Consider the following 11,298-nt stretch of genomic DNA (forward strand, 5'->3'; position numbering starts at 1 on the left):
AGGTCTGCCCTGCAAGAACTGAAGGGGGCAGTTGCGCTGCCCTTTAGCGAATGAATTCGCCCCCACAGGGAAAAGCGGGATCAGGCCGGGAAATACCGACTGATGGTGTCCACCACACAGCCAGGCCGCTCCTCGCCTTCGATCTCCACACTGACGCGGATGGTCGCCTGCACGCCGCCCTTCACTTCCTCGGCGGCCACCAGCTGGGCGCTGCCGCGCACGCGGCTGCCGACGCGGACAACGTTGGGGAAGCGCACCTTCTCGCAGCCGTAGTTCACCCCCATGGAGATGCCGCGGACTTCGATGATCTGCGGCAGGAACAGGTTGACCAGGGCCAGGGTCAGGTAGCCGTGGGCGATGCAGGCGCCGAAGGGGCCGCTGGCGGCGCGGACGGGGTCGACGTGAATCCACTGGTGATCGCCGGTGGCTTCGGCGAACTGGTCGATGCGCGATTGCTCGATGCTGATCCAGTCACTGCGGCCCAGCTGTTCACCCACGTGTTCCAGCAGTTCCGCCGGTGTCGAAAAGATCATCGCCATGCTCAGGCCCTCTGGCTGGAAACCGACAGCACTTCGCCGGTCATGTAGGAGCTGTAGTCGCTGGCCAGGAACATCATCACGTTGGCCACTTCCCAGACCTCGGCGGCGCGGCCGAAGGCTTCGCGGGAGGCCAGTTGATCCAGCAGTTCCTTGGCCGCGGATTTCTTCAGGAAGTCGTGCAGGGCGATGCTCGGGCTCACCGCGTTGATGCGGATGCCGCGCTCGGCCGCCTCCATCGCCGCGCAGCGGGTCAGGGCCATGACGCCGGCCTTGGCGGCGGCGTAGTGGCTCTGTTCCTTCTGCGCGCGCCAGCCCAGCACCGAGGCGTTGTTGACGATCACGCCGCGACTGCGATCCATCATCTTCGGCAACATGGCGCGGGTCATGCGCATGGTGCCGGTGAGGGTGACGTCGAGGACGCGATGCCACTCCTCGTCGCTCATTTCCACCAGCAGTCGCGAACCGCCCAGGCCCGCGTTGTTGATCAGCACATCGACACCGTCCAGTTCGCGCTCGGCGGCGGCCACCAGGGCTTGCACCTGTTCTTCGTGGGTGACGTTGCAGACCTGGCTGTACACCTGGTCGAGGCCGGTGGCTTCGCGAATCTTCAGCGCCGCTTCCTGCAGCCTGCCTTCGTGGATATCGCTGATCATCAGCGCGCGGCAGCCTTCCTCGGCGGCGCGCAGGGCGGCGGAAAAACCGATGCCGGCACCGGCGGCGGCGGTGATCAGCACCGACTTGCCGCGCAGCAGGCCGTGGCCGGGAACGTAGGTGGGAATGCTCATGCAAGGTCCTCGGGTCAGGCGCGCACGCGCGGCTCGCGGGGCATGCCCAACGCGCGTTCGGCGATGATGTTGCGTTGGATTTCGTTGGTGCCGCCGTAGAGGGTGTCGGAGCGGCTGAAGAGGAACATCGACTGCAGGCGGCCGAGCTGGTACGGCCCGTCTTCCAGCAGTTCGGCGTCGGCGCCGAGCACGTCCATGGCCAGCTTGCCCAGCTCGACGTGCCAGTTGGCCCAGCACAGCTTGTAGATCATCGCCTCGCGGCGCAGCGAGCCGTCCTGCGTACCGGACAGCATGCGCAGGGAGTTGTAGCGCAGGATGCGCAGCCCGCCCCAGGCTTGGGCGATGCGCTGGCGCAGCAGCGGGTCGCGAGCGGCGCCGTTGGCCCGGGCGATGCGGATGATCTCTTCCAGCTCGTTGTGGAACAGCATCTGCTGACCGAGGGTGGACACGCCGCGCTCGAAGCCCAGCAGCGCCATGGCGATCTTCCAGCCGTCGCCCGGCGCGCCGAGGAGGTTGGCTGCGTCGGTCACGGCATCGTCGAAGAACACCTCGTTGAACTCGGAGGTGCCGGTGAGCTGTTCGATGGGACGCACGGTGATGCCCGGCTGGTGCATGGGCACCAGCAGGAACGACAGCCCCTTGTGGCCGACGCTGCGCGGTTCGGTACGGGCGATGACGAAGCACCAGTCGGACTCGTGGGCGAGCGAAGTCCAGACCTTCTGCCCGCTGATGCGCCACTGCCCGTTTTCCGGCACGGCGCGGGTCTTCACATTCGCCAGGTCCGAGCCGGCGCCCGGCTCGGAGTAGCCCTGGCACCAGAACTCGGTGCCGGCGACGATGCCCGGCAGCAGGCGGCGCTTCTGCTCTTCGGTGCCAAAGGCGGCGATGGTCGGGCCGGCCAGCCCCTCGCCGATGTGCCCCATGCGTCCGGGGCCGCCAGCGCGGGCGTATTCCTCGTGGAAGATCACCTGCTGGCTGATGGACAGGCCGCGACCGCCGTACTCGGGCGCCCAGCCCACGCAGGTCCAGCCGCCCTCGGCCAGCTTGCGTTCCCAGGCCTTGCGCTCCTCGGGGAAGCTGTGTTCGTCCCCCGGCCCGCCACGGAATCGCAGCGGCTCGAACTCGCCGCACAGGTTGTCCGCCAGCCAGCCGGCCACGTCGCGGCGGAAGGCTTCGTCCGCCTCACTGAATCTGATCTTCATGCGTATTCCCCCAGGAGCGCGGTGGCGATGCGCTCGCGGTGCCAGGACGGCGCGCCGAACAGCGCCTCGCTGGCCCGTGCGCGCTTGAAGTAGAGGTGCGGGTCGTACTCCCAGGTGAAGCCGACACCGCCGTGCAACTGGATGGATTCCGCCGCGCAGTGGAAGAAGGCCTCCGAGCAGCGCGACCTGGCCAGCGCGGCGGCCAGCGGCAGCTCGGCGGCGACGCCCTTGTCGCCATTGGCCGAGAGGACTTCTTCGGCGACGCAGGCGGCGTACCAGGCCGCCGACCGCGCGCACTCCACCTCCAGCATCATGTCGGCGGCACGGTGCTTGATGGCCTGGAAGCTGGCGATGGCGCGGCCGAACTGCTGGCGCTCGGCGGTGTAGGCCAGGGTCAGGTCCAGGGACTGCTGGGCGCCACCGGTCTGCTCGGCGGCCAGGGCGATGCAGGCCAGCTGCAGCACTTTCTCCAGCAACTCACCGCCCTGCCCCGGAGTGCCCAGACGGGCATCGGCAGCGACTTGAACCTGGTTGAGTTCGACTTCGGCCAGCTTGCGGGTCTGGTCCATCGTGGGAGTCAGGCGGCGGCTGATACCGGGGGTGTCTGCCGGCAGGGCGAACAAGCCAATGCCCTCGCGGCCACGGGCCGCCACGATCAAGAGCCCGGCGCTGTGGCCGTCGATCACCTGGCGCAGCTTGCCATCGATGACGAAACCTTCGCCCTCTTCGCGGACGCTGGCCTGCACGGCGTCGAGGCCATTGCGGTTGTTGCCGGCATAGGCGAGGGTCGCGGTCAGGCTGCCCTCAGCCAGTTGCGGCAGCCAGCGGGCCTTCTGGTCCTCGTTGCCTCCCAGCAGCAATGCCGGGGTGGCCAGGCAGGCACTGGCGAAGAACGGTGAGCAGAACAGGCGACGGCCCATCTGCTCCAGCAGGATCGCCAGCTCGACGAACCCCAGGCCCAGACCGCCATAGGCTTCGGGGATATGAATGGCCGGCCAGACCATCTCGCTGCACACCCGCTGCCAGAGCTCGGGGTCATGACCCAATTCAGAGGCCATGGCCGCCCGCACGGCGGCGGAATCGGAAACGTCCGCGAGAAAGCTCTCGGCGGACTCGCGGATCATCTCCTGCTCATCGCTGAACGCGAATTCCATAAGGCTGCCTTCTTGTGATTCCTGGGCTGGGCAGCAGTCTGGCGGCTCGGCGGCAGCGGGGAATCGTCCGGATGGACGACGAGGGAAATGCTCGTTGTGGCGGGGTAATTGTGCAGGCGGGGCGGATTTGTATGGCGTTGCTCGCGAGCAGAGTTCGCTCCTGCGGCGGTTGTTACGTGGGACCTTTTTCTTTGGCTTGGCGAGCGCTCCGGCGCAGTTCTTGTGGCGTCCGCCCGATGACACGCACGAAGCAGCGCAGCATGTGATCGGCATCGCCGAATCCAACAGCCCTGGCGATCTCCTCGAACGGCCGATGTCCGTCCTCGACCAGTGGCCGCGCTGCCTCGATACGCAGCCGCTCGACCGCTTTGGCCGGCGTCACGCCGACGGAGGCCGCAAACACACGGCCGAACTGACGTACGCTCATGTGCGCCACGTCTGCCAGACGCTCAACGGACAGGTCATCGCGCAGGTGATCGCGCGCATAGCTCAGCACCGTGCGGATGCGATCCGAGCCCGGGTCCAAATCCAGCAATGAAGAGAACTGGTACTGCCCCCCGGGCCGCCGATAGTAGACAACCAGCATGCGTGCGACGAAGCGTGCCACCTCCTTGCCGAGGTCCTGCTCGATCATGGCCAGGGTCATGTCGATGCCAGCCGACATCCCCGCGGACGTCCAGACATTGCCATCCTCGGTCCAGATCCGATCTCCATCCACGCGCAGCGAGGGATAGCGTGCCTGCAATTGCGGCGCGTAGTGCCAGTGCGTAGTCGCGACGCGGCCATCGAGCAGGCCGCTTTCGGCCAACACGAAGGCGCCGGTACAGACGCTGGCGATGCGGCGGGAACGCGTGGACATATGCCGGATCGCAGCCGCCATCGGCGTTATCCAGTCCCCCACCGGAGCCGCCGGCGCGCCAACGATGATCAGCGTGTCGAGGCTCTCGACATCCCGCAATGCATCGGTCACCACCTGCAGTCCGTCCGAGGTGCTGATCAGTCCGCCGTCAAGCGAAGCGACCGTGAATCGATAGCCCGAAGGGCGCAGGCGGTTTGCGTTGGAAAAGGCTTCCAGTGGGCCACTCAGGTCCAGCAAAACGAAGCCCGAGTAGATCAGGAAGCAGACGTGGCGCGGCATGATTCGATTGCCAAAAGCCTGGCAGAAACGTCATTAGACGCCGCCCCTTTGCAGATGGTCAACGGAGGAAGAACGAGGCCCGGACTTAGTCCGACAGCGCGAGATTGCGACCGAAATCCAGGGATAAACGTCCTTTTCGTTACGCTTCCTCGCCGTACCTTGGCCTCACCCCCACTTCCGAGGATACGCAAATGACCTTCAACAGCTCCCACCCCGGGAAAATGATCTACGCCGCCTTGCTGGGCGCGATCCTGACGGTGCCCGGCATCGGCTTCGCCGCCGGAAACCCCTACGCCGATCCGGTCGATCCGGCGCTTCCGGCGTCGACCTTTGAATGGGACATGAGCCGAACCGCGCTGGTCGTGATCGATCCGCAGATCGACTTCATGAGTCCGAAGGGTGCGGGCTGGAAGGTCTTCGGCGAGAGCGTCAGCGAGCAGCACCTGGTGCCGAACCTGAGTCGGCTTTTCAAGGCCTTCAAGAAGGCCGGGGCGACCGTGGCCATCTCGCCGCACTACTACTACCCCCACGACCACAAGTGGAAGTACGAGGCACCGGCCGAGACGGTGCAGCACAAACTTGGCCTCTTCGATCGCAAGGGAGCCCTGACGCTGGACGGATTCCGAAACTCGGGTGCCGATTTCATGCCCGAGTTCAAACCCTTCATCGAAGACGGCAAGACCATCGTCGCATCGCCGCACAAGTTGTACGGCCCGCAAAGCAACGACCTGATGCTGCAGTTGCACAAGCAGCGGATCGACAAGATCGTCCTTGCCGGCATGGCCTCCAACCTGTGTGTCGAATCACACCTTCGCGAGTTCCTGGAGCGCGGTTTCGAGGTGGTCGTGGTGCGTGACGCCGTCGCCGGTCCGAAGCTTCCCGACGGAGACGGATACGGCAGCGCACTGGTCAACTACCGCTACATCGCAAACGACGTGGTGACCACGGGCGAAGTCGTGGACAAGCTCGAAGGCCGCTGACCACGGGCCGATCAATCGACCGACCCGGCACGGGAGCCCATGCGGCTCCCGTGCCGCAGTCAATGGTGATTCGAGCTTTGGCTGGACGGGGTTGTTCGCGAGCAGAGCTCGCTCCTACGGGGGCTATTGCGTGCAGGCCATTTGGGGCAGCTGCGCTGCCCTTAGCGAATGAATTCGCCCCCACAGGGATCAGGTGCCGTACACCTTCTGCGCCGGGACGGCTTCGGCCAGCAGGCGTTCGACCACTTCGCCCACTTCGCCGGGCTGGTAGCGCGCGCCCTTGTTGAACTCGGGGCCGCGGCGCCAGCCGTCGGCGACGGAGAGCTTGCCGCCTTCCACCTCGAACATGCGCCCGGTGACGGCCTGGGAGGCTTCGGAACCCAGCCAGACCACCAGCGGCGCGACGTTTTCCGGGGCGAAATAGTCAAAGCCGTCTTCGGGCTGCTTCATCAACTCAGCGAACACCTCTTCGGTCATGCCGGTGCGCGCGGCCGGGGCCAGTGCGTTGGCGGTGATGCCGTAGCGCGCCAGCTCGGCGGCCTGCACCAGGGTCAGGGAGGCGATTCCGCCCTTGGCGGCGGCGTAGTTGGACTGGCCGATGGAGCCCTGCAGGCCGGCGCCGGAGCTGGTGTTGATGATCCGCGCCTTGACCTGTGCACCGCCCTTGGACTGCTCGCGCCAATGTTTCACGGCATGGCTGGCAAGGCAGAAATGCCCCTTCAGGTGCACCGCCATCACCGCATCCCAGTCGGCTTCGGTGAGGCTGGCGAACATGCGGTCGCGGCAGATGCCGGCGTTATTCACCAGCACGTGCAGGTCGCCGAAGGCCTCGATGGCCTGGCGCACGATCTCGCCGGCTGCGGCGTAGTGGGTGATGTCGCCGTTGTTGGCGATGGCTTCTCCGCCAGTCGCACGGATTTCTGCGACCACGGCTTCGGCGGCCGGCAGGTTGATGTCATTGACCAGTACCTTGGCGCCTTCGGCGGCGAAGGCCAGGGCATAGGCCCGGCCCAGCCCGCCGCCGGCGCCGGTGATGATGACGGAGCGGTCTTGGCAGATTGGCATGTGGGGTTCTCCGGTGAGTCTGGATTTGGGGCTAGCGGCCCTCTCCCTCAGCCCCTCTCCCTGAAGGGAGAGGGGAGATAAGCAGGCCGTGCCGGATTCAACCGCTGCACGGACAGCCCCCTCTCCCGCTCGCGGGAGAGGGTTGGGGAGAGGGCCAGCGAAGTCAGAGCCGTTCGATGATGGTCACGTTCGCCTGCCCGCCGCCTTCGCACATGGTCTGCAGGCCATAGCGGCCGCCGCTGCGTTCCAGTTCGTGCAGCAGGGTGCACATCAGGCGGGTGCCGGTGGCACCCAGGGGATGGCCGAGGGCGATGGCGCCGCCGTTGACGTTGGTGCGGTCAAAGGGGTAGCCGGTTTCCTTGAGCCAGGCCATGGCGACGGAGGCGAAGGCTTCGTTGATTTCCACGCGGTCGATGTCTTCCAGCTTCATGCCGGCGCGTTTCAGGGCGTACTCGGTGGCGGGAATCGGGGCGGTGAGCATCCATACCGGGTCGTCGGCGCGCACGCTCATGTGGTGAATTCGGGCGCGGGGCTTGAGGTTGTAGCGCTTGAGCGCAGCCTCGGAAACCACCAGCAGCGCGCTCGCGCCGTCGCAGGTCTGGCTGGACACGCCAGCGGTAACACGGTCGCAACCGAACAGGGTTTCCAGTTCAGCCATCTTGTCGAGGCTGGTCTGGCGCGGGGTTTCGTCGTGCTCGACGCCGGCCAGCGGGACGATCTCGCGGGCGAAGCGGCCTTCGGCGATGGCATGCAGGGCGCGGCGATGGGATTCCAGGGCATAGGCTTCCAGCGCCTGGCGGCTCAGCCCCCACTTCTCGGCGATCATCTGCGCCGAGCGGAACTGGGTCGGCGGCTCCTTGCCGTAGCGCTTCACCCAGCCTTCGGAACCGGAGAAGGGATCGGTGAAACCCAAAGGCTCGGCGGCGCTCATGGCCGAGGAAATCGGAATCTGCGTCATGGTCTGCACGCCCCCGGCGATCACCACGTCCTGGGTGCCGCTCATCACCGCCTGGGCGGCGAAGTGCACCGCCTGCTGCGACGAGCCGCACTGGCGGTCGATGGTGGTGCCGGGCACGGCCTGGTCGAGGCCGGCGGCCAGCCAGCAGGTTCGGGCGATGTCGCCGGCCAGCGGGCCGATGGTGTCGACGCAGCCGAAAATCACGTCGTCGTAGTCCGCGTCGGGGATGGCGTTGCGCGTTACCAGTTCACGCAGCACATGGGCGCCGAGGTCGGCGGCGTGGATCTGGCTCAGGCCACCCTTGCGCCGGCCGGTGGGGGTGCGCAGGGCGTCGACTATGTAGGCTTCGGGCATGGGTTGGTCTCGCTGCAATCAATAAAGGGCGTGCTCGTAGGAGCGAGCTCTGCTCGCGAAAGGCAATACCGGAAAGCTTCGCGAGCAGAGCTCGCTCCTACAGGTTGTTGTGGCGTGGTCAGAAGGTGTTTCCGGCGCCGGGCTGGATGCGGCCCTCGAACAATGCCTCGCGTACCCGTGCCTTGTGCCAGCCGCGGTCGCCCCAGACCTTATCCAGGGCCCAGGCGCGTTTCATGAAGAGTTGCAGGTCCACTTCCCAGGTGTATCCCATGGCGCCGTGGGTCTGGATGGCGTTCTTCGCCGCCAGCAGCGCCGCCTCGGCGCAGGCGATGCGTGCGTGGGAAACCAGGATGTCCTGCTCCGGCCGGCCGTTGGCGACGGCATGGGCGGCGCGGAAGAGCGGGCCCTTGGCGAACTCGATCAGCACCGCGACGTTGGCCATCAGGTGCTTCACCGCCTGGAAGGAGCCCACCGGCTTGCCGAACTGCTTGCGTTCGAAGCTGTAGTCCACCGCCAGGTCTACCATGCGCTTGGCCAGGCCCAGCAACTGGGCGGCGGTGCCCAGTGCGCCACGGTTCTTCGCCGCGGCCCACAGCGCCCGGCCCTGCTCGCCTTCGGCCACGCAGGTCTGCGCGCTCGGCGTCCAGTCGACGCGGAACAGCTGGCGGCTCGGGTCCACCGACTCATTGCGGGTGAGCTGCACCTGCGCGGGCAGTAGCGCATGCACTTCGTCGCCATGGGGCAGCAGCAGCAGGTCGGCCACATGGGCGTCGGCCACCAGCGGATAGCCCGGTTCCCCCACGGCGAGGCGCGCCTTGCCTTCGGCGATACGGGTCAGCCACTCGCCTTGCAGGTCGAGCTGGCCCTGCAGGGAGGCAAGCATCGGCACGCCCACCAGCATGGTGTCCACCAGTGGTTCGGGTAGGCCGGCGTAGCCGCACTCCTGGGCCAGCAGGATGAAGTCCAGCTCATTCATGTCCAGCCCGCCGAAACCGTCCGGCACGGTGATGGCGGTAAGGCCCAGTTCGGTGAGCTGGGCCCAGAGTTCATCGCTGCGGCCGGTCTCGCTCCGCCACAGCTCGCGGATGCGCTCCGGGATCACTTCGTTGGTGAGGAAGGCGCGCACGTTGTCCTGGAACAGCAGTTGGTCGTCGCTGAAGGTGAAGTCCATGGCGCGCTCCTCAGGCTCGCGGCATGCCGAGCATGCGCTCGGCGATGATGTTGCGTTGGATCTCGTTGGTGCCGGCGTAGATCGGCCCGGCCTGGGCGAAGAGGAAGCCGTCGAGCCAGTGGCCGACGTCGCCGGCATCCGGCGCGTGGGGCAGGAGTTCGCCGCGCCGGCCGAGGATCGACAGCGCCGTCTCGTGCATGCGCAGGTCCAGTTCGGACCAGAAGATCTTGTTGGTGGAGGATTCCGGGCCGATCTTGCCGCCCTTCACCAGCCGCGACGCGGTCATGTAGGTGTTCAGGGTGTAGGCCTCGGCATCCATCCAGGCGCGCATCACCGCTTCGCCGATGGCCGGGTCCAGGTCCGCCTGTTCGCGGTTGGCCAGGTAGAGCTGCACCAGGCGCCGCGCGGTTTCCTGGAAGCGCGCTGGCGAGCGCAGCATCAGGCCGCGTTCGAAGCCGGCGGTGGACATCGCCACATGCCAACCCATGCCCTCCCCGCCCAGCACGTTTTCCACCGGCACTTCCACGTCGTCGAAGAAGATTTCGGCGAAGCCCGGCAGGCCGTTGAGCTGCGGGATCGGGCGCACGGTGATGCCGGGGCTGTTCAGCGGCAGGAGGATGAAGGTCAGGCCGTGGTGGCGACTGGACTGCGGGTCGCTGCGGAACAGGCCGAACAGCCAGTCGGCCCAGACGGCGCGAGTGGACCAGGTCTTCTGCCCGTTGATCACGTAGACGTCACCCTTGCGCTCGGCGCGGCAGCGGATGGCCGCCATGTCGGAACCGGCGTTCGGCTCGGACCAGCCCTGGGCCCAGATTTCCTCGCCCGTAGCCATCTTCGGCAGGAAGCGTTCCTGCTGCGCGGCGGTGCCGAACTCCATCAGGGTCGGGCCGAGCAGGAAGATACCGTTCTGGTTCACCCGGGCCGGGGCGCCGGCGCGGTAGTACTCCTCTTCGAAGATCAGCCACTCGATCAGGTCGCAGCCACGGCCGCCGAGTTCCCTGGGCCAGGTCACCATGCCCCAGCGGCCTTCGTTGAGCCTGGCTTCCCAGGCGCGATGCTGGCGGAAGCCTTCCTCGCAGTCGAAGGATTGCAACGGCCGGGCCGGCACGTTGGCCGCCATCCAGGCGCGAACCTCCTCACGGAAGGCCTGCTGTTCTGCTGTGTAGGTCAGTTCCATGGGATCACCCCTTGAAGTGGGCTGCGCGCTTGTCGACGAAGGCATCGCGGGCTTCCTGGGAATCCAGCGAGCGGTAGGCCTGCAGGGTGAAGCCCTGCTCCCAGCGGTATTTGTCTTCGAGGTTGCCGTCTTCGATGCCGGTGAGGGCTTCCTTGGCCAGGGCGATCATCGCCGGACTCTTGGCGGCGATCCGGCGAGCGATTTCCAGGGCCGCCTCGCGCAGTTCGGCGCGCGGCACCACGCGCTCCACGGCGCCCAGGCGGTAGGCCTCGGCGGCGTCGATCATGTCGCCGGTGAAATACATGTGGCGCACCTTCTGCACCGGGAACAGGCGCTGCAGGTGGGCACCGCCGCCCATGGCGCCACGGTCCACCTCGGGCACGCCGAAGCGCGCGCAGTCGGAGGCGACCAGGATGTCCGCCGCCCCGCAGAGGCCGATGCCGCCGCCGAGGACGAAGCCGTGCACGGCGATGATCACCGGCTTGGGATTGCGGTGCACCGCCTTGAAGCTGTCGTAGTTGCCCTTGTTGACGGCGACGATCAGGTCCGGGGTGCTCGCCAGCTCCTTGATGTCGACGCCGGCGCAGAAGCCCCGCCCCTCGGCACGGATGAGGATGACGCGAACCTCGGGCGACTCGCCCAGGCGCTCCAGCTCGGCGGCAATGGCGGCCCAGCCCTTGCTGTCGAAGGCATTCACCGGCGGCTGGTCGAAGACCATCTCGGCGATGCCGTTGTCGATACTCACTTGAAATGGATTACTCATCCGGCTTCCCCT

At 66.7% G+C, this 11,298-nt stretch carries 11 protein-coding genes; 1 reads left to right on the forward strand and 10 read right to left on the reverse strand.

Annotation, left to right across the window (positions count from 1 at the left end; translation table 11 throughout):
* Positions 1-80: 80 nt before the first annotated feature.
* The 5 genes from ACFW0B_RS00195 to ACFW0B_RS00215 form a co-directional block, all read right to left on the reverse strand.
* The gene (locus tag ACFW0B_RS00195) at positions 81-539 is read right to left on the reverse strand and encodes a MaoC family dehydratase (RefSeq protein WP_449145951.1); all 459 of its coding nucleotides are present in this window, start codon (positions 537-539) and stop codon (positions 81-83) included.
* Positions 540-541: 2 nt separating this feature from the next.
* Complete coding sequence (locus ACFW0B_RS00200; protein ID WP_449145952.1) at positions 542-1,324, reverse strand: SDR family oxidoreductase; 783 nt, start codon at positions 1,322-1,324, stop codon at positions 542-544.
* 14 nt (positions 1,325-1,338) lie between these two features.
* The gene (locus ACFW0B_RS00205) at positions 1,339-2,526 is read right to left on the reverse strand and encodes an acyl-CoA dehydrogenase family protein (RefSeq protein WP_449145953.1); all 1,188 of its coding nucleotides are present in this window, start codon (positions 2,524-2,526) and stop codon (positions 1,339-1,341) included.
* Positions 2,523-3,680, reverse strand: coding sequence for an acyl-CoA dehydrogenase family protein (locus ACFW0B_RS00210; RefSeq protein WP_449145954.1), 1,158 nt, complete (start codon positions 3,678-3,680; stop codon positions 2,523-2,525). Before ACFW0B_RS00210 ends, ACFW0B_RS00205 begins: the two co-directional genes overlap by 4 nt.
* A 172-nt stretch (positions 3,681-3,852) precedes the next feature.
* Positions 3,853-4,818 (reverse strand): GlxA family transcriptional regulator, encoded by a 966-nt coding sequence (locus ACFW0B_RS00215; protein ID WP_449145955.1) that lies wholly within the window; start codon positions 4,816-4,818, stop codon positions 3,853-3,855.
* A gap of 191 nt (positions 4,819-5,009) precedes the next feature.
* On the opposite strand from ACFW0B_RS00215, the gene ACFW0B_RS00220 reads away from it, so the two are divergent.
* Positions 5,010-5,798, forward strand: coding sequence for a cysteine hydrolase family protein (locus ACFW0B_RS00220; protein WP_449145956.1), 789 nt, complete (start codon positions 5,010-5,012; stop codon positions 5,796-5,798).
* Between the two features lie 189 nt (positions 5,799-5,987).
* Here ACFW0B_RS00220 and ACFW0B_RS00225 read toward each other — a convergent pair whose 3' ends face one another.
* The 5 genes from ACFW0B_RS00225 to ACFW0B_RS00245 all read right to left on the reverse strand — a co-directional run bounded on the left by ACFW0B_RS00225 (position 5,988) and on the right by ACFW0B_RS00245 (position 11,286).
* Complete coding sequence (locus ACFW0B_RS00225; protein WP_449145957.1) at positions 5,988-6,863, reverse strand: SDR family oxidoreductase; 876 nt, start codon at positions 6,861-6,863, stop codon at positions 5,988-5,990.
* 163 nt (positions 6,864-7,026) lie between these two features.
* On the reverse strand, positions 7,027-8,175 hold the full coding sequence (locus tag ACFW0B_RS00230) for an acetyl-CoA C-acetyltransferase (RefSeq protein ID WP_449145958.1): 1,149 nt from the start codon (positions 8,173-8,175) through the stop codon (positions 7,027-7,029).
* A 118-nt stretch (positions 8,176-8,293) separates the two neighbouring features.
* Positions 8,294-9,346, reverse strand: a complete 1,053-nt coding sequence (locus ACFW0B_RS00235; RefSeq protein ID WP_449145959.1) for an acyl-CoA dehydrogenase family protein — start codon at positions 9,344-9,346, stop codon at positions 8,294-8,296.
* 10 nt (positions 9,347-9,356) lie between these two features.
* Positions 9,357-10,523 carry an acyl-CoA dehydrogenase family protein gene (locus ACFW0B_RS00240; protein WP_449145960.1) on the reverse strand — a complete coding sequence of 389 codons (1,167 nt, stop codon included), beginning with the start codon at positions 10,521-10,523 and terminating at the stop codon, positions 9,357-9,359.
* 4 nt (positions 10,524-10,527) lie between these two features.
* Positions 10,528-11,286, reverse strand: a complete 759-nt coding sequence (locus tag ACFW0B_RS00245) for an enoyl-CoA hydratase family protein (RefSeq protein ID WP_449145961.1) — start codon at positions 11,284-11,286, stop codon at positions 10,528-10,530.
* Positions 11,287-11,298 lie beyond the last annotated feature (12 nt).

The sequence above is a fragment of the Metapseudomonas phytobenefica genome, from assembly GCF_043392685.1.
Taxonomy (GTDB): Bacteria; Pseudomonadota; Gammaproteobacteria; order Pseudomonadales; family Pseudomonadaceae; genus Metapseudomonas.